Source organism: uncultured Streptococcus sp., from assembly GCF_963521865.1.
GTDB lineage: Bacteria > Bacillota > Bacilli > Lactobacillales > Streptococcaceae > Streptococcus.
Window position 1 is genome coordinate 18,576 of record NZ_CAUQWY010000012.1, and the last position, 22,963, is coordinate 41,538.

18 protein-coding genes are annotated in these 22,963 nt (G+C 39.7%); 16 read left to right on the forward strand and 2 right to left on the reverse strand.

All coding sequences use genetic code 11. From position 1 onward, the window contains the following. The first annotated feature begins 265 nt into the window (after nucleotides 1-265). A complete protein-coding gene (locus RWO85_RS04840) occupies nucleotides 266-8,719 on the forward strand; it encodes a GEVED domain-containing protein (protein ID WP_314414371.1) in 8,454 nt (2,817 codons plus the stop codon). Nucleotides 8,720-9,099: 380 nt separating this feature from the next. Here the strand turns inward: RWO85_RS04840 and RWO85_RS04845 are convergent, their stop codons facing one another. Continuing rightward, nucleotides 9,100-10,053, reverse strand: coding sequence for an aromatic acid exporter family protein (locus RWO85_RS04845; RefSeq protein WP_314414374.1), 954 nt, complete (start codon nucleotides 10,051-10,053; stop codon nucleotides 9,100-9,102). Between the two features lie 67 nt (nucleotides 10,054-10,120). Continuing rightward, complete coding sequence (gene sstT, locus RWO85_RS04850) at nucleotides 10,121-11,326, reverse strand: serine/threonine transporter SstT (protein WP_314414398.1); 1,206 nt, start codon at nucleotides 11,324-11,326, stop codon at nucleotides 10,121-10,123. Between the two features lie 303 nt (nucleotides 11,327-11,629). On the opposite strand from sstT, the gene RWO85_RS04855 reads away from it, so the two are divergent. The 15 genes from RWO85_RS04855 (at nucleotide 11,630) to gmk (ending at nucleotide 22,958) form a co-directional block, all read left to right on the forward strand. Then, the gene (locus RWO85_RS04855) at nucleotides 11,630-12,190 is read left to right on the forward strand and encodes a mechanosensitive ion channel domain-containing protein (RefSeq protein WP_314414375.1); all 561 of its coding nucleotides are present in this window, start codon (nucleotides 11,630-11,632) and stop codon (nucleotides 12,188-12,190) included. A 57-nt stretch (nucleotides 12,191-12,247) separates the two neighbouring features. Next, entirely contained in the window at nucleotides 12,248-13,153 is a 906-nt protein-coding gene (locus RWO85_RS04860) for a magnesium transporter CorA family protein (protein WP_000478239.1), read from the forward strand. A gap of 16 nt (nucleotides 13,154-13,169) precedes the next feature. Continuing rightward, nucleotides 13,170-13,697, forward strand: coding sequence for a YqeG family HAD IIIA-type phosphatase (locus tag RWO85_RS04865; protein ID WP_314414376.1), 528 nt, complete (start codon nucleotides 13,170-13,172; stop codon nucleotides 13,695-13,697). Between the two features lie 2 nt (nucleotides 13,698-13,699). Beyond that, nucleotides 13,700-14,806 carry a ribosome biogenesis GTPase YqeH gene (yqeH, locus tag RWO85_RS04870; RefSeq protein WP_314414378.1) on the forward strand — a complete coding sequence of 369 codons (1,107 nt, stop codon included), beginning with the start codon at nucleotides 13,700-13,702 and terminating at the stop codon, nucleotides 14,804-14,806. A gap of 212 nt (nucleotides 14,807-15,018) precedes the next feature. Then, nucleotides 15,019-15,330, forward strand: a complete 312-nt coding sequence (yhbY, locus tag RWO85_RS04875) for a ribosome assembly RNA-binding protein YhbY (RefSeq protein ID WP_000060169.1) — start codon at nucleotides 15,019-15,021, stop codon at nucleotides 15,328-15,330. Between the two features lie 51 nt (nucleotides 15,331-15,381). Beyond that, nucleotides 15,382-16,011, forward strand: a complete 630-nt coding sequence (locus RWO85_RS04880) for a nicotinate-nucleotide adenylyltransferase (RefSeq protein WP_101776497.1) — start codon at nucleotides 15,382-15,384, stop codon at nucleotides 16,009-16,011. Next, nucleotides 16,011-16,604 (forward strand): bis(5'-nucleosyl)-tetraphosphatase (symmetrical) YqeK, encoded by a 594-nt coding sequence (gene yqeK, locus RWO85_RS04885; RefSeq protein ID WP_314414379.1) that lies wholly within the window; start codon nucleotides 16,011-16,013, stop codon nucleotides 16,602-16,604. Before RWO85_RS04880 ends, yqeK begins: the two co-directional genes overlap by 1 nt. After that, the gene (locus RWO85_RS04890) at nucleotides 16,605-17,105 is read left to right on the forward strand and encodes a cysteine hydrolase family protein (protein WP_050241909.1); all 501 of its coding nucleotides are present in this window, start codon (nucleotides 16,605-16,607) and stop codon (nucleotides 17,103-17,105) included. It abuts the gene before it with no gap. An 11-nt stretch (nucleotides 17,106-17,116) separates the two neighbouring features. Then, nucleotides 17,117-17,470, forward strand: coding sequence for a ribosome silencing factor (gene rsfS, locus RWO85_RS04895; RefSeq protein ID WP_001003002.1), 354 nt, complete (start codon nucleotides 17,117-17,119; stop codon nucleotides 17,468-17,470). Between the two features lie 322 nt (nucleotides 17,471-17,792). After that, entirely contained in the window at nucleotides 17,793-18,533 is a 741-nt protein-coding gene (locus RWO85_RS04900) for a class I SAM-dependent methyltransferase (RefSeq protein WP_314414380.1), read from the forward strand. A 9-nt stretch (nucleotides 18,534-18,542) separates the two neighbouring features. Continuing rightward, nucleotides 18,543-19,640: a nucleotidyltransferase gene (locus tag RWO85_RS04905; protein ID WP_314414382.1), complete on the forward strand. Its 1,098-nt coding sequence runs from the start codon at nucleotides 18,543-18,545 to the stop codon at nucleotides 19,638-19,640. A gap of 236 nt (nucleotides 19,641-19,876) precedes the next feature. Further along, the gene (locus tag RWO85_RS04910; RefSeq protein ID WP_314414384.1) at nucleotides 19,877-20,131 is read left to right on the forward strand and encodes a type II toxin-antitoxin system Phd/YefM family antitoxin; all 255 of its coding nucleotides are present in this window, start codon (nucleotides 19,877-19,879) and stop codon (nucleotides 20,129-20,131) included. 3 nt (nucleotides 20,132-20,134) lie between these two features. Continuing rightward, entirely contained in the window at nucleotides 20,135-20,389 is a 255-nt protein-coding gene (locus tag RWO85_RS04915; protein WP_314414386.1) for a Txe/YoeB family addiction module toxin, read from the forward strand. Between the two features lie 190 nt (nucleotides 20,390-20,579). After that, the gene (locus RWO85_RS04920) at nucleotides 20,580-22,193 is read left to right on the forward strand and encodes a ribonuclease Y (protein WP_000404936.1); all 1,614 of its coding nucleotides are present in this window, start codon (nucleotides 20,580-20,582) and stop codon (nucleotides 22,191-22,193) included. A gap of 138 nt (nucleotides 22,194-22,331) precedes the next feature. Continuing rightward, nucleotides 22,332-22,958: a guanylate kinase gene (gene gmk / locus RWO85_RS04925; RefSeq protein ID WP_000775041.1), complete on the forward strand. Its 627-nt coding sequence runs from the start codon at nucleotides 22,332-22,334 to the stop codon at nucleotides 22,956-22,958. Nucleotides 22,959-22,963: the final 5 nt, after the last annotated feature.

A 22,963-nucleotide genomic window follows, 5' to 3' on the forward strand; every position in this document is an offset into this window, starting at 1 on the left:
CTAGAGAACTCACGGATAGTTCCTAATCTGGAGATTTCTTATCTGCGCTTTTCCCATATGGTTTCATACTTCTATAAGATGTATTTATTCTCTTCTGTCTAACTTTATTTTATAATTTTCATCATTTTTTGACTTTATTCCCAATGCTTATTCCAGATAAAATAAAAATCAAATTCTTTTTATTTTATTAGTAAAAATGATATAATGTATCAAGTTATATATGTCTAGTCTATTATGCATATATATATATATAAAGGTGGAAATTATGTTTAAACTATCGAGACAAGAAAAAGATCATCGTTATTTCTGTGGGAATAAATATGAAAAATATTCTATCAAAAAACTAAAAATTGGTGCAGCAAGTGTATTGGTTGGGACAGGATTTTTATTCGGTTACAATTTGGATCAAGTAAGCGCTAATGAGCAAAGTACTGAGACTACAACTATTGTAACATCAAAGGATGGAGATGGAGCTCAATCCACAGACAAGCTAAATCTTACAACTGAACCAAAACAAGAGAATACTCCAGAAGTAGTTACAGAAACACTAAAACCTGAAACGAAAGAAGAAGCAGTTCTAGCAACAAGTCCACAAGTGGCCGAAACGAAGGAAACTCCTGAAACTAAGGAAGTATCAGAAAATAAAGCAAACAGTGTAGACAAAGAAACTATCAACTCATCTACGTTGTTAGCTAACCTAGCAGATTTGGAAGCTCAAATTGAACGTATCCGAGGAAATAAAAAACAAGCTTCTCAAATCCAAAATGCTGAAAAACTTGTTGCTGACGCTAGACAATATCTAGAAGCTTTGAATACTACTCAAAAAGAAGTAGATGCTAAAGCTAAAGAAATTAGCTCATTAACTTCTATCTTAAAATCAATTAAAGCTGAAGAAACAGTAAAAGAAAATAAAAACACTGATAGCCGTAATGGTAAAAAGATGCAAGAAGGAACTGGTTTTAGAGAAGGTGGAGCAGCTGGTACAGGTGTTGGCGCAGATGTAGTAGATGCGACAAGTACACCAGCTGCGACAAGAGATGGTTATACGGATAGAGCTACTGCGGAATCACTAACAAAACAAATTACATGGCTAGATTTTGGTGATGTTGCTAACTGGCAAAATGTAGATAACGAAGGTGGAAAGATTTACTTAAAAGAAGGTTCAATTTATAAAAAAGAAGTGATTTCAGGATACGTTATTAATATCAAAGTTAAATCATTGAAACCTTTCCAAGCAACAGAAATTTATAGAAAACGTATGGAAGCAGCTAATGCTTCAGAAGAAGAAAAAGCAACTTTCAATCCAAATGCTACAAACCAACATTTTGGCGCAGGCAGTGGACCTTCTAGAGTAACAGCTGACCAACAAGATGGTACATGGTCTGAAGTTCGAAATAATGGAATTAATACAGGAAATAAGAAGACATCAATTGGAGCAGGTGATTGGTCAAATATTGGGGTACAATTTGAAATTAGCGCAACTTATAAGGGGAAAAACGTACGTCCAGCAGTTGTTATGAATGATTCCGAGAGTGCGAACCATGGAGAAAATATCATTTTAACAACAAATGGTAGCCCGTGGGAGCGAGTGATTGAATTGAAAAAAGAAAGGTTTGTAGGAGGAACATTTACACCTACACCTTATAAACCAATCAATAATTATAATTTAAGACATGAAGATTATCCGCAATCAGCAAGTCAAAATAATGCAAATCAGTTATTAGATGCAATGAGAGGAGGTCTTCTAACGTTAACTGATGGAACAAAATTTGCTCCAAAATATATGACTAACCCGGATCAAGAAATGGGAGGTCTAGGAACAGGAGTATTTGGTCCTGTTACTTCTTCTGGTGGTTATAGTCTTCCAATATTGATGACAAAAGATGCGACAGAAGTTGGATTGTATATTTTATCAGGAGGGATACAAACTGCTATGATGGGTGTGATTCCAATTGATGAAGGAGATGCTCCTGAAAGTTATGGAAAAGCATCTCATACGATTAATACTGTAAATGGTGTAACGGGTGGTGAAGTAAAACAACCATATTTAGGAAGTACACGACCAGATATGGATACAGGTACTACTAAAGATTGGTATGGTGATGATAAGGATAGCGATGCTGACGAAAGCGTAAATCAATTACTTCCTGAAAACCTTAAAGATAGTGAAGGAAATATTATTAAAGCTAATATTTCTAAATCTGGGAACTATACATTAAATGTTCAAGCGCATACAGGTGGTGCAGAGAAAGCTTACATTCGTTCTTGGATTGACTTTAATAAAAATGGTCAATTTGATGCAGATGAAGCTTCTGAAATAGCTACTATTACAACAGATGGTACTGTAAAATTAAACTTTAAAAATAAGAGATCAGCTGATGTAGAAACGCTACTAGAGGCAGGAGCAAGAGTTCGTATTGCAACTGAAGAATCAGAAATTGAAAATCCTACAGGAACTGCATTTTCTGGGGAAGTAGAAGACTTTATTGCAAAAATTACACATCCACCAAAAGGTGAGAAGAAAACAACTGTTGGGAACATAAAAGAAACTCAACGTGAAGAGATTCACTTTACAGCACAGGGTAAAAATGTATATCTAGAAGATCATCCTAATGCAGAGATTGATACAACTGTTCAACCGATATATATTGATAATAAAACTGGTCAAGAAGTGACATTAGCAAGTGATGGTACTTATACAGTTGAAGGCGAAGGTACTTATAAATTTGCTGTTTCAGATAATGGAAAAGATGTAAAAGTTGAATTTACCCCAGCAGATGGTTTTGTTGGTAAAGCCCATGGTATTACAATTCGTCGTCAAGATACGAATAAAACAACAACAGAGTGGGGTACTCCTGATGCTGCAACTCTTCCAAATGTAAATGATTCATTAAATACAATGGATGGACTATATATTCCAGAAGTTACAGTTCCAACTTCAGTAGAAGCAACTCCAATTAATGCTGAAAGTCAAAACTTACAAGGCTTACCACAAAAAGGGCAACCAACATTTAATGTAGAATCTGCTAAAGAACCAGTGACAGCTTCAGCTAAATATCCAGCAAAATTAGTGGATCCAGCAACTGGTACAGTAACAACAAATCCAACAGTTAATGCGTTAGAACAAGGAACAAATAAAGTAATTGGTACGTATACAATTGTACCTGAAACAGGAGAAGTTACATTTACACCAAATAAAGACTTCAAAGGAATTCCAGCACCAGCAACTATTTCTGCTGATGTAGAATTAACGCATGATAAAGATGGAAATGTAACTACTAAAACATTACAAGCGACTTACAGTCCAACGATTATTCCAGTAACACCAACAGCTGAAAAATCTGAAACAAGTGATGTACAAGGAAAAGTCCAAACATCACCAATCAAGTTAGATACAGAAGAAACTGGAGACGATAAAGGTAAGACAGTTAACTTTGATAAAGGAACTCAAACAGGACCAAAAGGAGAACGTGTTGAGTTAGATCCTGAAACTCTAACATTATTGGATTCAACAGGAGCAGAAGTAACTAGCGTAACAACCCCTCAAGGTAAGTACGAGTTAGACAAAGCTAACAAGACCATTACATTTACTCCAAATGCAACTTTCACAGGTGTAGCTAAACCTGTTAGCGTTCGAATCAAAGATGCAAATGGAACAAAAATGGATACTACTTATACTCCAACAGTTACAGATGTAACAATGGAAGGTACTCCGAAAGAGACAGAAGCACCACAAGGACAAACACAAACAGGAACACCAGAATTTACAGTATCTAGTCCAGATGTTCGTATTACAGGATATAAATTAATCAATCCGACAACGAATACACCAGTAGATGATGAAGAAATTGATGTTCCAAATCAAGGAACATATAGAATTGATAAAACAACTGGAGCAGTTAAGTTTATTCCAAAAGCAGGATTCACAGGACCAGCGGATGGAATTAATGTACAAGCAGTGACAGATGTTGGAAAAACACATGAAGCGAAGTACACACCAACAGTAAATCCGTTTGTTATCATTGCTGTGAGTCAAGAGTCTAAAAATATCCAAGGTGTACCGCAAGAAGGAACTCCAACATTTACAATTCCAGAAGATGCAACAAATGCTTCAATTACAAGTCGTAAACTAGTTGATCCATCAGACAATACACCAAAAGACTCTGTAACAGTAGAAGGAAAAGGAACATTTGTCATTGACGAAACTGGAAAAGTAACCTTCACACCAGTACCAAGTTACACAGGTGATGTTCCAGCAATTGAAGTAAAAGCAACGGTTACAGTGACAAATGAGAAAAACGAAACTGCAACTATTACTCAAACAGCAACATACAAACCAGAAATCGTTCCTCTAGAGTTAGGTAAAACACCAGCAACATCAACAAACTTACAAGGTTTAGAACAAAAAGGAACACCAATATTTACTGGAAGTACAGTAGAAGTAAATGGTGAACAAAAAGAAGTAACGATTAAAGAAAATAGTTACACACTTGTAAAAGATGGAGCTGAAGTAACAACAACTCCTGCATATAAAAAAGGAACAACTGATGTAATTGGTACGTACACAATTGATCCAGCAACTGGAGAAGTAACACTTACACCAACAGATAAAACTTATACAGGTGAAGTAGAACCAGCAGTTGTACAAGCAACAGGATCAAATAATGTAAAAGTACAAACAACGTACACACCAACAATTACTCCAGTAACGCCAACAGCTGAAAAATCTGAAACAAGTGATGTACAAGGAAAAGTCCAAACATCACCAATCAAGTTAGATACAGAAGAAACTGGAGACGATAAAGGTAAGACAGTTAACTTTGATAAAGGAACTCAAACAGGACCAAAAGGAGAACGTGTTGAGTTAGATCCTGAAACTCTAACATTATTTGATTCAACAGGTGCAGAAGTAACTAGTGTAACAACACCTCAAGGTAAGTATGAGTTAGACAAAGCTAACAAAACAATTTCATTCACACCAAATAAAGACTTTGTAGGAACAGCAACACCAGTTAAAGTTCAAATCAAAGATGTGAATGGAACTAAAGTTGAAACAACTTATACTCCAACAGTTACAGATGTCACAATGGAAAGTGTTGATAAGACATCAGAAGCACCACAAGGACAAACACAAACTGGAAAACCAGAATTCACAATTTCAAGTCCAAATGTGCAAATTACAGGATACAAACTAGTAGATCCAGTAAGCAAAACACCTGTAGATAGTACTGAAATCGAAGTTCCAGAACAAGGAACATATAAGATTGACAAGACAACTGGTCAAGTAACATTTATTCCAAAACCAGGATACACAGGAACAGCTGACGGAATCACAGTACAAGCAACAGATGAAAACGGAGAAACAAAAGATGCGAAGTATACACCAAAAGTAACTCCATTAACAGTAACTCCAGAAAACAAAACATCTAAAAATATCCAAGGTGTACCACAAGAAGGAACACCAACCTTTACAATTCCAGAAGGTGTAACAAATGCTTCAATTACAAGTCGTAAACTAGTTGATCCATCAGACAATACACCAAAAGACTCTGTAACAGTAGAAGGAAAAGGAACATTTGTCATTGACGAAACTGGAAAAGTAACCTTCACACCAGTACCAAGCTACACAGGTGAAGTACCAGCAATTGAAGTAGAAGCAACAGTAACTGTAACAAATGAGAAAAACGAACCAGCGACAATTACTTCAAAAGCAACATACAAACCAGAAATTGTACCTGTAAAACCAACAGCTGAAAGCTCAACAACAAGCGATGTACAAGGTAAAGTACAAACTTCATCAATCGTGCTAGATACTGAGGAAACTGGAGACGATAAAGGGAAAACTGTTAACTTCAATAAGGGAATTGAACAAGGTCCTAAAGGTGAAAGAACAGAATTAAATCCAGATACATTAACATTATTAAATGAAGCTGGAGAAGAGGTAACTAGCGTAACAACTCCTCAAGGTAAGTATGAATTGGATAAAGCTAATAAAACTATTACCTTTACACCAAATAAAGACTTCGCAGGAGAAGCTACACCAGTTAAAGTTCAAATCAAAGATGCAAATGGAACAAAAGTTGAGACAACTTACACTCCAACTGTTATCGAAGTAACGCCAACAGGTAAAGATTCAGCAACGACTGGACCACAAGGAATTGCTCAAACATCACCAATCGTATTCAATCAAAAAGATGAATCTGATAATACAACAGTAAACTTTGAAACAGGTCATGAAAGAGTTGAATTAAAACAAGATACATTAACATTAGTCAATGGAAATGGTGAAAAAGTTACAACAATTACTGTACCAGAAGTGGGAACATATGAATTGAAAGATGGTGCAATTACCTTTACACCAGTTAAGACATTCACTGGAACAGCTGAAGGAGTAACCGTTCAAGTTGAAGATGAGAATGGTAAAGTTGTTACGAAGAAATACACCCCAACAGTTACCCCAGTAACACCAGAAGGAACCCCTACAGAAACAACAGGAATTCAAGGAGCAACACAAGAGGGAACACCAACATTTAAACCAGGTAACCCTAATGTGCCAATCGATGAAGAGGTAGCACCAACATTAGAAGGAGCAAATCCTGAAGGGAAAGTTGTAGTACCAGGAGAAGGAACATACACAGTTGATAAAGACGGTAAAGTAACGTTCACTCCAGAACCACAATTCACAGGAACAGCAAAAGGAGTAACAGTAAAACGTGTAGATAAGAACGGAACACCAGTAACGGCAACATACACCCCAACAGTTACACCAGTAACACCAACAGGTGAAAATTCTGAAACTGAAGGACCAAAAGCACAACCTCAAACATCAACAATCGTATTTGATAAGAAAGATCAAGACAATACTACAGTAAACTTTGATAAAGGTCATGAAAATGTAGCATTAGATCCAACAACTACTACATTAGTAGGAAAAGATGGAAAACCTACTACAGAAGTGAAAGTTCCAGGGGAAGGTACTTATACATTAGCAAATAATGTGATTACATTTACACCAGAACCAGACTTTGCAGGAAAAGCTACAGGAGTTACTGTTCAAGTAAAAGATGCGAACGGAACAAAAGTTGAAAAAACTTACACACCAACAGTTCGCCCAGTTACAACATTTGTAGATGAAGCTGGAAATCCAATTACTGTAGATAAGAATAATACACCAGTTGTACCTGAAGAGGATGGAACACAACCTAAGAAAAATATCTATGGCTATAAATTAGTTCGTACAGAAACTGATAACAAAGGAAATACGAAACATATTTATGAGCCAGCTAAAGGTGAAACTGTTAAAGTAACTTACATTTCAACTACTGGAGAAGTATTGAAAGATTCACAAACAGTACAACCAAAAGACACATTAGTATCAACTGATTATGACGCATCAACTGAAGTCTTAAAACCAGAACGTATTGAAAAAGATGGAAAAGTATATCTACTGAAAGAAAGAAAAGCTGATTCAGCTTCTGAAACAGGTAAAGTAAGTGATAAAGAGCAAACCATTACTTATGTATACGAAGAAGTAAAAGAACCAGAAACAAAACAAAACTTCGGTAGCGTAGTAGTCGTTTATCGTGATAAATATGGACGTCCAATTTCAGGTATCACAGATACAGGTAAAGAAGTAGGAAGTACTGTTGTGGATACCCCAAATTCACCACTAAATGCTAAATATGATACAACTGACAATAGACCACAAACCATTACTACAAAAGATGGTAAGGTTTATACACTGAAGAAAGTTACGAAAGACTCTGATGCTGAACAATCAGGTGTTAAAGGTAGAACTTCTGTTGTAACTTATGTTTATGAAATCTTAAACAACACAGAAGAATTCCCAGAAGCACACATCGGAGTAGTATTAGTAAACTATGTAGATGAAGAAGGTAACCCAATTTCAGGAAAAACTCCAGAAGGAAAAGATATTCCTAATGTAGTAGTTGACACTGATGCAACATTAGTTGGTGAAAAATATGATACAACTGACAATAAACCTTCAGTCATTATTGCTGCAAACGGTGATGTTTATGAACTTGTAAAAGCTTCAGACACATCTGTTGAAAAAGGTGAAGTTGTAGAAGGTGCAACAATTGTTGACTATGTATACCGTAAAGTAGAAACGAAATTCGTTGATGAAAATGGTAATGTAATTCAATCACCTGAAAAAGGAACGAAAGATAAAGCAACTATTTCTGGCTATACTTTCAAAGAAACGAAGAAAGATAAAAAAGGAAATACAATCCATGTTTACCAAAAAGTTTCAGCTCCTCGTGAAGAGAATGAATCTAAAGTGAACAAGCCATCTGAAAAAGTTACATCATCAAATCCATCTACTTCTACACCATCTATTGATTCTGTTTTAACAACGTTTGTGGATGAAAACGGTAATGTGATCATCCATGAAGAAAATGGTTCACATCCAGGTAGAGAAATCGAAGGATATGAGTTGATTGGTATCAAACGAGATTCTATAGGCAATGTTCGTAATATTTATCGTAAGATTCAAACTACAATTCCAGTTGAATCAGTTCAACCAACTATGCCTGAACAGTCAGCGCAACCAGTTCAGACAGCAGTAGTGAAAGAAGCTGAATCTAAACGTGAATTGCCTAATACAGGTACAGAAGATCACGCTAACCTTGCAGCACTTGGACTTCTCGGAGTATTGAGCGGATTTGGTCTTGTAGCTCGTAAGAAGAAGGAAGACTAATCTTTCTCAATGCTGTTCATAGTTCTGAACGAACAGATAATCCCCTAAACTGATGAGTCAAATGATTCATCAGTTTTTTGGGAAAATTAGAGAAATGCATAGTAAGAGAGTCATAACAAGGTATATTGAAAAATCTCCAAACTAGTGAACTAAATTTATAGTTTCTAGTTTGGAGATTTTATATTTGAACTTTTCTTGTATTGGTTCGGTCTAGGGGGAATGAACATCTAATACTCTTCGAAAATCTCTTCAAACCACGTCAGCGTCGCCTTACCGTACTCAAGTACAGCTTACGACTAGCTTCCTAGTTTGCTTTTTGATTTTCATTGAGTATAAAATATTTTTATTTTTCTATCTGGTTTAGTATGACTGATTTCCCTTTACTGTCCATATTTTTGGTAAAAATCAACTTTTACTTGGATGAAGGTTTTGGCTTCACGTAGAAGTTGGAGGAGCGTGGCGCGGGTTTCAAATTCGTCTCTGGTCTTAGGCAGACTGCGGTTGCGAAAAACTTCTAGATAGCGTTCAATTTCATCTAGTAAATCAGAAGCAGGATTGGTCTGGCTAAGTTGACCTGCAATTTTTGAAAAGAGTTGGGCTAAAATCAGACTTTCACTGGCAGCTAGGTGACAGGTATTGATTTGCTGGGCCATATTTCGCAGGATACGACTTTGTCGCTGTCTCATCTCAAAGTAGTGGATATGGTAGTCAGTTTGGTGAAAGAGGTGGTCAGAATGATCCAAATAGACCAGTCTGAGGGCTTCTTCCAAAAGGGTGTCTAATTCTTCTACTAGCTGTGCTCGGTTGCGTCCATCCCCTCTGGATAAATAATATTTGAAGCGTTGGAGGATATCTTTTAACTTTTCTTCCACCAGTGTGTGGTAGTGCTGGATTTCTTCTTCTCGTGAATGCATGTAGAGATTGACCAGCAAAGCAAACCCTGTACCGATAGCAAAGAGAAGAAATTCATTGACTAGAAGGTCTAGAGAGGTTGACTCTTGCACCAAGAGATGGCTAACCAAAACGCTACTTGGTGTGATACCAATTTCCCAGCCCATCTTGTAGGCTAGAGGAACGTAGAGAGCCAGATAGAGGCCAAGACTCCAGATATGAAATCCGCTCAAGTGAAAAGCAAAAATACCGATAGCTAGAGCTAGAAGCATGGAAAAGAGCCGATTGCGGGCCAGTTTTAAAGTACTTCTACGTGTATCAGATAGGCTTAAGAGGGCGATGATTCCAGCTGAGACAGCTGAGGAAAGATTGAGAAAATAAGCGACAAGACAGGCTAGACAGGTAGCTAAGATGAGCTTGGTCGTACGTTGGCTAATAGACATAAGAAATTTCTAGTAAGTTAGAATAAAAGCGGAAAAGACAAGACCTGAGCAGGCTTGTCTTTATGAGTTATTTTTTACGGGTTGCTGCGTATTCGGCAACAGCAGTAAAGAGGACATCTGTAGAAGAGTTGAGGGCTGTTTCACATGAGTCTTGGATGACACCAATCACAAAACCAACACCGACAACTTGCATGGCAATATCGTTAGAAATACCGAAAAGGCTACAAGCAACTGGGATAAGAAGGAGGGATCCTCCGGCAATACCAGAAGCACCACAGGCTGAGATAGCTGCTACCACACTGAGGACAAAGGCTGTGGCAAAGTCAACAGGAATGCCAAGAGTATTTACTGCAGCAAGGGTCAAAACGTTAATAGTAATCGCTGCCCCGGCCATGTTGATAGTAGAACCAAGTGGGATAGAAACAGAATAGGTATCTGGATCCAGTCCAAGGTCGTGGCAAAGTTTCATGTTGACAGGGATGTTGGCAGCAGAACTACGAGTAAAGAAGGCTGTCACACCGCTGACACGCAAACATTTCCAAACGAGGGGATAAGGGTTTCTCTTCATAAAGAGGAAAGCAATCAATGGATTGACTACTAAGGCCACAAAGAACATGGTTGTAACCAATAATCCTAGTAAAATACCGTAGTTGGCTAGGCTTCCGATTCCCTTATCAGAAATAGTTTTAAAGACAAGGCCTAGGATTCCAAATGGAGCTAGGTTGATAATCCATTCGACAATCTTAGAAGTCACATCAGCTATGGTGTTCAACAATTCTTTACTATTTTTGCTGGCTTCTCTCATAGCAATACCGAAAATCACTGCCCATGATAGGATACCAATGTAGTTGGCTGTGACGAGGGCATTGACAGGGTTGTCTACGAGTTTTAGCAAGAGATTGCTAAGAACCTGACCTATACCATCAGGAGGTGTAACCTCTGTATTAGCACTATTTAAGGTAATTTCAACTGGAACGATGAAACTAGCAAAGACAGCCACAAGTGCCGCTGCAAAGGTTCCCACTAAATAAAGAAAGATAACCGTTTTCATATTGCTATCTTGCCCCTTTTGGTGTTTGGAAAGAGCATTGGCAACGAGGGCAAAGACCAGAATGGGTGCGATGGCTTTGAGACCGCCAACAAAGAGATCTCCGAGTAGCCCAATTCCTGAGACAGAAGGAAGTGTCAGTCCTAGGATTCCTCCAAAAAGCATACCAATCAAAATCCGTTTGATTAGGCTGGCCCTATTCCAAGTATGAATAAATTTTTTCATAATAACCTCCTTATACTCTTCGAAAATCTCTTCAAACCACGTCAGCTTCACCTTGCCGTAGGTATGGTTACTGACTTCGTCAGTTCTATTCACAACCTCAAAACGGTGTTTTGAGCAGCCTGCGGCTAGCTTCCTAGTTTGCTCTTTGATTTTCATTGAGTATTAGTTGTGTAATGTTTATGATTATAGTATAAATATGAACTAAAATCAAGAATTTTCTGTCTATTTTTGAAATTATTTTTGAATATTTATGGAGAATGACACTTTATGAAAGTATGGTATAATAAATGAAAGGAGTTTTCTATGCAAGAATTTATTCAAACCTATCTCAATAAGCTTGATATAACAACGATTATTGAAAATATCTTAACCAAGTTAATTTCTCTGTTATTCTTATTTTCACTCTTTTATATAGCTAAGAAATTGCTCCATACCATGGTGCAGAGAATTGTCAAACCTTCTCTAAAAATGTCTCGTCATGATGTCGGGCGTCAGAAAACCATCTCACGTCTGTTAGAAAATGTGTTTAATTATACCCTTTATTTCTTTTTGCTCTACTGCATTTTGTCGATTTTAGGTTTGCCTGTTTCGAGTTTGCTGGCAGGGGCTGGGATTGCTGGGGTGGCCATTGGTATGGGAGCTCAAGGTTTTCTGTCTGATGTCATCAATGGCTTTTTCATCCTTTTTGAACGTCAATTGGATGTGGGAGATGAGGTCGTTCTGACAAATGGTCCTATTACTGTATCGGGCAAGGTTGTTAGTGTCGGTATTCGAACAACGCAACTCAGAGGAGAAGACCAGGTTCTGCACTTCGTTCCCAATCGGAATATCACCGTCGTCAGCAATTTCTCACGCACAGACTAGACCTGTTATTTTAAGTAATTTGTGGTACAATAGAAAGAGTTTAATAAAGGAGAGAAGATGTTTTTAGAAAAGCAGTTGGGCAATGGTTGTACCTGGATAGACCTTGATGTGGATAAGATTAAAAATATGGAAGATCTTTCTGACATCTATGGATTGGACAAGGAAACCATTGAGTATGCTCTGGATAGAAATGAACGAGCTCATATGGATTATAACCGTGAAACGGAGACGGTAACCTTTATTTATAATGTTCTTGATTTAGAAAAAGACAAAGAATATTATGAAGCGATTCCCATGACCTTTATCGTCGAAAGACAACGAATGATTACCATCAGCAACCATAAGAATGCTTATGTCATTGATCAGATGTCAGCTTATCTGGATAGCCATGAGTCGCTTTCTATTTACAAGTTTCTCTTTGCTGGTTTAGAGATTATCAGTAACGCTTATTATCCTGTCATTGAAGAGATGGATAAAAGTAAGGACGAAATTAGTGCCTTGCTACGTCAAACTACAACAAAGAAAAATCTCTTCGCCCTCTCTGACTTGGAGACTGGTATGGTTTACTTGACAGCAGCAGCAAAACAAAATCGACTCCTCTTGGAACATATCCAGGGCCATGCTCTTTATCGGAGATTTAATGATGTCGAACGAGAGCAGTTTGATGATGCCATGATTGAAGCCCATCAGTTGGTGTCTATGACAGACTTGATTTCTCAAGTCTTGCAACAACTCTCAGCTTCTTACAACAACATCCTAAACAATAACTTGAATGATAGTTTGTCAATTTTGACTATTATCTCCGTCTTACTAGCAGTACTTGCGGTTATTACAGGTTTCTTCGGAATGAATGTTCCTCTACCATTTACAGAAGAGCCAAATGCTTGGATTTATATCTTAATGACTAGCTTGATTTTATGGGTGGCCTTATCTCAATGGCTGAAGAAAATTACTAGAAAATAAAAGAAAAGGAGCCAAAATGGCGATTGAAAATTACATGCCAGATTTTGCTGTGGAAGCAGTCTATGATCTGACAGTTCCAAGCCTGCAGGCGCAGGGAATCAAGGCTGTTTTGGTCGATTTGGATAATACCCTCATTGCTTGGAACAACCCTGATGGGACGCCAGAGATGAAGCAATGGCTACATGACCTTCGGGACGCGGGCATTCGCATTATCGTAGTCTCAAATAACACTAAGAAACGCGTCCAACGAGCAGTTGAGAAGTTTGGGATTGATTACGTTTATTGGGCTCTGAAACCCTTCACATTTGGGATTGATCGTGCCATGAAGGAATTCCACTATGAGAAAAGTGAAGTGGTCATGGTTGGCGACCAGCTCATGACGGATATACGAGCAGCCCACCGTGCTGGCATTCGCTCGATTTTAGTCAAACCCTTGGTCCAACATGACTCAATCAAAACGCAGATTAACCGAGCTCGTGAGCGTCGTGTGATGCGAAAAATCACTGACACGTACGGACCGATTACATATAAAAAAGGAATTTAACTATGGAAGAAATTCTCTGTATTGGTTGTGGAGCAACCATTCAGACGACAGACAAGGCTGGTCTTGGATTTACCCCCCAGTCGGCACTTGAAAAAGGTTTGGAGACTGGTGAAGTCTATTGCCAACGCTGTTTCCGTCTCCGCCACTACAATGAAATCACGGATGTCCAGTTGACGGACGATGATTTCCTCAAGCTCTTGCACGAGGTGGGAGACAGTGATGCCTTAGTGGTCAATGTCATTGATATCTTTGATTTTAATGGCTCTGTTATCCCAGGCTTGCCACGTTTTGTCTCGGGCAATGATGTCCTCTTGGTGGGAAATAAAAAAGATATCTTGCCCAAGTCTGTTAAACCAGGCAAGATTAGCCAGTGGCTCATGGAACGTGCCCACGAAGAAGGGCTTCGTCCTGTGGATGTCGTCCTAACTTCAGCCCAAAACAAACATGCCATCAAGGAAGTCATTGACAAGATTGAACACTACCGTAAGGGTCGCGATGTCTATGTGGTCGGTGTGACTAACGTTGGAAAATCAACCCTAATCAATGCTATTATCCAAGAAATCACGGGTAATCAAAATGTCATCACGACTTCGCGTTTCCCAGGGACAACCTTGGATAAGATTGAGATTCCGCTTGACGACGGATCTTATATTTACGATACGCCAGGAATCATCCACCGTCACCAGATGGCCCACTACTTGACGGCCAAAAACCTCAAGTATGTCAGTCCTAAAAAGGAAATCAAGCCTAAAACCTATCAGCTCAATCCTGAACAAACCCTGTTTCTAGGTGGACTCGGACGCTTTGACTTTATATCAGGAGAAAAGCAAGGTTTCACAGCCTTCTTTGACAATGAACTCAAATTGCATCGTACCAAGCTTGAAGGAGCCAGTGCCTTTTATGATAAGCACGTCGGAACCCTTTTGACACCACCAAATAGCAAGGAAAAAGAAGATTTTCCAAAACTGCTTGAGCATGTATTTAACATTAAGGACAAGACAGACCTAGTCATCTCAGGACTCGGCTGGATCCGCGTAACAGGCACCGCCAAAGTCGCCGTCTGGGCACCAGAAGGCGTCGCAGTTGTCACACGAAAAGCAATTATTTAAAACAAAATCACTGAGCGAACAAAGTGAGCTCATACAAAGATAGTTATTGCTGTGGTGTCTTGCCAATCGATAGATTGGCAAGGGGCACAATTGAGACCAAGGCTCAATTGTGAGGTCAGGAAATCCATTTTTCAAAGATGAAATCTTTGGAAAATTAGTTCCGACCGTCCCACACCACCTAAAATAACTATCAAAAAAACAAGGAAGAAATTATGTCATTAACATCAAAACAACGTGCCTTCCTCAACAGCCAGGCACACACCCTCAAACCCATCATCCAAATAGGGAAAAATGGCCTCAACGATCAAATCAAAACCAGCGTCCGTCAGGCACTTGACGCCCGTGAATTGATCAAGGTAACTCTCTTACAAAACACAGATGAAAACATCCACGAAGTAGCTGAAATTTTGGAAGAAGAAATCGGTGTGGATACAGTCCAAAAAATTGGACGCATATTGATTTTGTTTAAACAATCTAGCAAGAAAGAGAATCGCAAGATTTCTAAAAAAGTCAAAGAAATCTAAAAACCATACTCCAAACAACTGTTTTTACAGAGAAATAAAGGAGACTAGCCTATGGCAATCGAACTATTGACTCCCTTTACCAAGGTAGAGTTGGAGCCTGAAATCAAGGAGAAAAAACGCAAACAAGTTGGGATTTTAGGGGGGAATTTTAACCCTGTTCACAATGCCCACCTCATTGTTGCGGACCAAGTACGGCAACAGTTGGGACTGGATCAAGTTCTGCTCATGCCTGAATACCAACCTCCTCATGTAGATAAAAAGGAAACAATCCCTGAACACCATCGTCTCAAGATGCTTGAGTTGGCGATTGAGGGGATTGAAGGTCTGGACATTGAAACTATTGAGTTGGAGCGCAAGGGCATTTCTTACACCTACGACACCATGAAAATCTTGACAGAGCAACATCCTGACACGGATTATTACTTTATCATCGGGGCGGATATGGTGGACTATCTGCCTAAGTGGTATCGAATTGATGAGCTGGTAGACATGGTTCAGTTTGTAGGGGTTCAGCGCCCACGCTACAAGGCAGGGACTTCCTATCCCGTTATCTGGGTGGATGTGCCTCTCATGGATATCTCGTCCAGTATGGTGCGGAACTTCCTTGCCCAAGGTCGGAAACCCAACTTTCTCCTACCTCAGCCGGTGCTAGACTACATCGAGAAGGAGGGACTCTACTGATGGCCTATCAAGACTATATCAACTGCTCCCGTGAGGCTTTGTTGGAAAAAATGGCAGAGCTTCTACCCGAGAAACGGTTAACCCATTGCTTGGGAGTAGAGCGTGCAGCTATAGAACTTGCCCAGCGATTCGGTGTGGATACTGAGAAAGCTGGTCTAGCAGGTCTTCTTCATGACTATGCTAAAAAGCTGTCAGATCAGGAATTTCTAGACTTGATTGATCGTTATCAGCTGGATCCTGACCTCAAAAACTGGGGCAATAATGTCTGGCATGGTATGGTCGGAATTTACAAGATTCAAGAAGACTTGGATTTGCATGATTCTGAAATTATACGAGCTATTGAAATCCATACAGTTGGGGCTGGTCAGATGACCTATCTTGATAAGATAATCTATGTCGCAGACTATATCGAGCACAATCGTGTCTTTCCAGGAGTGGATGTGGCACGTGAGATTGCAAGTCTATCGCTTGATAAGGCAGTGGCCTACGAAACAGCTCGTACCGTGGAGCATCTAGCTCATCAGGGATTCCCTATCTATCCCCAAACCCTTGAAACCTATAACGCCTTTGTGCACTATTTGAAAGAGGACTAAATGAAGACAGCTTTTATTATTATTGATGTACAAAATATTTTAGTGGAAACAGGTTTTAAGACAGAGAGACTATTGGAAAAAATTTCTTATTTACAAAACCAAGCTAGAAGCAAGAATATTGAAATTATCTATGTTCAACATATTGAGAACTCTGAAGCTCAAACATCAGAAGATTGGCAGTTATCTGCGCTTTTAAATCGAAAACCTGATGAAAAGGTCTTTCAGAAGAAGTATAACAGTATTTTCAAAGAAACTGGCTTAAAAGAATACTTGGATAAACAGGGGATTGAAAAATTAGTTTTATGTGGTATGCAGACAGAATATTGTGTGGATACCTCTGTCAAGGTTGCCTTTGAATATGGCTATCAGCTTATTATTCCAGAAGGTGCTGTCACAACCTTTGATGGGGATGACATTCCAGCAGAAACGATAAATGAATTTTATGAGGACATTTGGGAGGATCGCTTTGCAGATGTCCTAGATTATAAAAATATTTTTTAAAAGAGGACTAAATGAACGAAAAAGAATTACTAGAACTAGTCGTGAAAGCGGCTGATGAGAAACGTGCGGAGGATATCCTCGCACTTGACGTACAAGATTTGACTAGTGTGACGGATTACTTTGTTATTACTAGTTCAATGAATAGCCGTCAGTTGGACGCTATCGCTGATAACATCCGTGAAAAAGTAGCTGATGCAGGCTTTAAAGGTAGCCATGTCGAAGGCGATGCAGCTGGAGGCTGGGTCTTGCTGGACCTCGGTGCTGTCGTTGTGCATGTCTTTTCAGAAGAAATGCGTGCTCACTATAACCTAGAAAAACTATGGCATGAGGCGGATTCTGTAGATATTTCAGAAGCCTTAGCATAGGAGATAAACTCAGTTGTAGTCAACTGGGTTTCTTTGCTTATTTTAGAAAAAAAGGATAGAAAGGTATAGGGCGTCGTGTCTGGTTGATGTTGAAACTGAACACGAGCTAAAAGCTGAGGGAAAAAGAGTAACTTAATTTGTATCTGATGATACGGCAGAAAGTTTCCTATGTTCTCTTTGCTTTTAAGGCTCTTTGTATCTTAGAAAGGATTTGAACCCGTCCTGTAATTCTCGGAAAATAGACAGCCTTCCTTGGAGCTCGGCTCCATCGTCAGGCTCCTAATTTTCTATCGAATTACGGGCGGACTTGGTATCATGTTTTATGGCAACTTATGAAACCTTTGCGGCGGTCTATGATGCGGTCATGGACGATAGTTTATACGATAAATGGACGGACTTTTCTCTGCGTCATTTGCCAAAAACTAAGGAGAGAAAGAAACTCTTGGAATTGGCTTGTGGGACAGGTATCCAGTCTGTGCGATTTTCTCAAGCAGGTTTTGATGTGACTGGACTTGATTTGAGTGCGGATATGTTGAAGATTGCTGAAAAGAGAGCTGCTTCCGCTAAGCAAAAGATTGCTTTTATAGAAGGCAATATGCTGGATTTATCCAATGCAGGTAAATATGACTTTGTTACTTGTTATTCGGACTCAATCTGTTACATGCAGGATGAGGTGGAAGTAGGAGACGTTTTTAAGGAAGTATATAATTCCCTCAACGAAGATGGTGTCTTTATCTTTGATGTGCATTCGACCTACCAGACTGATGAAGTTTTTCCAGGCTATTCCTACCATGAAAATGCGGAAGATTTCGCCATGCTATGGGATACCTATGAGGATGCGGCGCCTCACTCCATCGTGCATGAGTTGACTTTCTTTATCAAGGAAGCGGACGGTTCCTTTAGTCGCCACGATGAAGTGCATGAGGAGCGTACATACGAAGTCTTGACCTATGATATTTTGCTGGAACAGGCTGGTTTCAAATCCTTCAAACTCTATGCGGACTTTGAGGACAAAGAGCCTACAGAAACTAGTACCCGTTGGTTTTTTGTCGCGCAGAAGTAGGAGATTACTATGACCATCACAGGTATAATTGCGGAGTTTAATCCCTTTCATAATGGGCATAAATACCTGCTAAATCAGGCTGAGGGGCTGAAAATCGTGGTTATGTCAGGGAATTTCATGCAGAGAGGCGAGCCTTCTATTGTGGATAAGTGGACAAGGGCCCAGATGGCACTGGAAAATGGTGCAGACTTGGTAGTGGAATTGCCATTTTTAGTCAGTGTTCAGGCGGCGGATTTCTTTGGCCAAGGAGCTGTGGATATCTTGGCTCGTTTGGGGATTGGTATTCTAGCTTTCGGAACAGAGGAAGTTCTGGATTATCAAAAAATATCTGACTTATACACAGAGCAAGGTACTAAGATGGAGAAATTTGTGGAAAATCTGCCTGATTCTCTTTCCTATCCCCAGAAAACCCAAGCCATGTGGAAGGAATTTGCAGGTCTTGATTTTTCAGGCAATACGCCCAATCATGTTCTTGCTCTTGCCTATGTCAAGGCAGTTGCGAGATGCAACATCAAGCTCCATCCGATTCAGCGTCAGGGAGCTGGCTATCATTCTGTGGATAAGGATGTGGACTTTGCCTCGGCGACAGCCCTGCGTCAGCACCAGAAGGATCAAGATTTCTTAGAACGCTTTATGCCTTCTGTTGCTCTATTTGAGCAGGCCAGTAAGGTAAGCTGGGAAGACTATTTTCCTATGCTCCGCTATCAAATCTTGTCCAATCCAGACCTAACCACTATCTATCAGGTCAATCAAGAAATGGCTGTGCGCATTAAAGAGGCTATTAAAACAGCCCAGTCTGTGGAAGAATTGGTCGAGTTAGTGACTACCAAACGTTACACCAAGGCGCGTGTCAGACGCCTTTTGACCTATATTTTGGTGCAAGCTAGAGAAAGTGACTTGCCAGAAGCCATTCATGTCCTTGGCTTTACTGAAAAAGGCAGGCAACACCTCAAGTCCTTGAAGGGACAGGTCAATCTAGTCAGCCGAATTGGCAAAGAACCTTGGGATGCTATGACCCAAAAAGCAGACCAGATTTACCAACTGGGAAATCCAAGTATAGCAGAGCAGAATTTTGGAAGAGTACCGATTAGAATAGAAACAAACTAAGTCTACCGAAAGGTAGGCTTTTTGAGATTTTTTACGAATAATACTCTTCGAAAATCTCTTCAAACCACGTCAACGTCGCCTTGCCGTACTCAAGTACAGCCTGCGGCTAGTTTCCTAGTTTGCTCTTTGATTTTCATTGAGTATAAATAGATAGAAAAGAAAATCTTGTACAAGTTCCTGACAAATTCTTTCTTTTCGTGTATAATAGTGGAAAAGAGGTAAAACGAGGTATGGTTATGGAAGCAGTTCTTTACTCAACATTCCGAAATCATTTAAAAGACTACATGAAGAAGGTCAATGATGAATTTGAGCCTTTGACGGTGATCAATAAAAATCCAGACGAGGACATTGTAGTTCTTTCAAGGAGCGAATGGGACAGTATTCAGGAAACTCTGAGAATTGCTCAAAACAAGGAACTATCTGATAAGGTTTTGCGAGGAATGGCTCAAGTTCGTGCTGGAAGTACTCAGATCCATGTTATTGAGGAGTAAGAAATGCTGCTCAAGTTTACAGAAGATGCCTGGGAAGATTATTGCTACTGGCAAACTCAGGATAAGAAAACGTTAAAAAGAATCAATAAACTAATCAAGGATATTCAACGCGATCCATTTACAGGAATTGGTAAACCAGAACCACTCAAGTATGACTACCAAGGAGCATGGTCACGTCGTATTGATGCAGAAAATCGCTTGATTTATATGATGGATGGAGATAGCGTGGCTTTCTTGTCTTTCAAAGATCATTACTAAGTCTACTGAAATGTAGGATTTTTCTCAAGTCTCTACTAAACTGCTATTTCTAAATAATAAGTTTATTTTAGCGAATACGTTCCACATTCCTCAAAACATATTCTATTTTAGGTTTGTGAAAATCACTTTTTTATGGTAGAATGTAAAAGAATGTATGTCATTCGGAATAACAATAAAATGAGGTAAAAACATGGAGATCATGTCGCTTGCGATTGCTGTTTTTGCCGTCATCATTGGTTTAGTCATTGGATATGTCAGCATCTCAGCTAAGATGAAATCATCTCAGGAAGCTGCAGAGTTGATGCTTTTAAATGCTGAACAAGAAGCAACTAATTTACGTGGACAAGCTGAGCGTGAAGCGGATTTACTTGTTAATGAAGCTAAACGTGAAAGCAAGTCTCTTAAAAAAGAAGCACTATTGGAGGCCAAAGAAGAAGCCAGAAAATACCGTGAAGAAGTGGACGCTGAATTCAAATCAGAACGTCAAGAACTCAAACAAATCGAAAGTCGTTTGACAGAGAGAGCAACTAGCCTCGACCGTAAGGACGACAATTTGACGAGTAAAGAACAAACACTTGAACAAAAAGAACAAAGTATTTCTGATAGAGCGAAAAACCTTGATGCGCGTGAAGAGCAATTAGAGGAAGTCGAAAGACAAAAAGAAGCAGAACTAGAGCGTATTGGTGCTCTGTCTCAGGCAGAAGCACGAGATATTATCTTGGCTCAGACAGAGGAGAACTTGACCAAGGAGATTGCTAGCCGTATTCGTGAAGCTGAGCAAGAGGTCAAGGAACGTTCTGACAAAATGGCCAAGGACATTCTGGTTCAAGCTATGCAACGTATTGCTGGTGAATATGTAGCAGAGTCAACAAACTCAACGGTTCATCTGCCAGATGATACTATGAAGGGACGCATTATTGGTCGTGAAGGTCGTAACATTCGTACCTTTGAAAGTTTGACAGGGGTTGATGTCATTATCGACGATACGCCAGAAGTGGTGACCTTGTCAGGATTTGATCCGATTCGTCGTGAGATTGCTCGTATGACTATGGAAATGTTGCTCAAAGATGGTCGTATCCACCCAGCTCGTATCGAAGAGTTGGTTGAGAAAAACCGTCAAGAGATTGACAATAAGATCCGTGAATACGGTGAGGCAGCAGCCTATGAGATTGGTGCGCCAAACCTTCATCCAGACTTGATGAAAATCATGGGTCGCTTGCAGTTCCGTACTTCATATGGACAAAATGTCTTGCGTCATTCGATTGAGGTTGCTAAGTTGGCTGGTATTATGGCTAGCGAGCTTGGTGAAAATGCGGCTCTTGCCCGTCGTGCTGGATTCCTTCACGATATCGGGAAAGCCATTGACCGTGAGGTTGAAGGTAGCCATGTTGAAATCGGTATGGAATTGGCCCGTAAGTACAAGGAACATCCAGTTGTGGTCAATACGATTGCTAGTCACCACGGTGATGTTGAAGCTGAGAGCGTGATTGCAGTGATCGTTGCTGCGGCAGATGCCTTGAGTGCAGCTCGTCCAGGTGCTCGTAGTGAGTCTCTTGAAAGCTACATCAAGCGTCTTCATGATTTGGAAGAAATTGCTAACGGCTTTGAAGGAGTACAAACTAGCTTTGCCCTTCAAGCAGGACGTGAAATTCGCATCATGGTCAATCCAGGACAAATCAAGGACGACAAAGTCACAATCTTGGCTCATAAAGTTCGTGAGAAAATTGAAAACAATCTCGATTACCCAGGAAATATCAAGGTAACCGTGATTCGCGAGCTTCGTGCAGTAGATTATGCTAAATAAATAAGAAAGAGCAGTTGAAAAATTACTGCTTTTTTGTTACACTAGATAGAAAGACTGTAGAAGGATAGTTTGCGCAAACTGCTACTATCTGAAGGGAAATTTTATTTTATTTTTACAGACTGACTAAAAGGAGACACAATGGCAGACCGAGGCTTACTAATCGTTTTTTCTGGTCCTTCAGGGGTTGGAAAAGGAACGGTTAGAAGAGAGATTTTTGAGAGTTCTGAAAACCAATTTCAATACTCTGTATCGATGACGACACGCGCACAACGTCCTGGAGAAGTGGACGGTGTTGACTATTTCTTCCGTACTCGTGAAGAGTTTGAAGAGCTGATTCGTCAAGGACAGATGTTGGAATACGCAGAATATGTCGGCAACTACTATGGAACTCCTCTGACCTATGTCAATGAAACCTTGGACAAGGGAATCGATGTTTTCCTTGAAATTGAAGTTCAGGGTGCTCTTCAGGTCAAGAAAAAGGTTCCAGATGCTGTCTTTATCTTCCTGACACCACCAGATTTGGATGAATTACAAGACCGCTTGGTAGGTCGTGGAACAGATAGTGCAGAAGTGATTGCCCAACGAATCGAAAAAGCCAAGGAAGAAATTGCTCTCATGCGTGAGTATGATTATGCGATTGTCAACGATCAGGTGCCCCTAGCTGCTGAGCGTGTCAAACGTGTGATCGAAGCAGAACACTTCCGTGTGGATCGTGTCATTGGTCACTATCAGGAGATGTTACCAAAATCTCCAACTACTCGATAAAATTT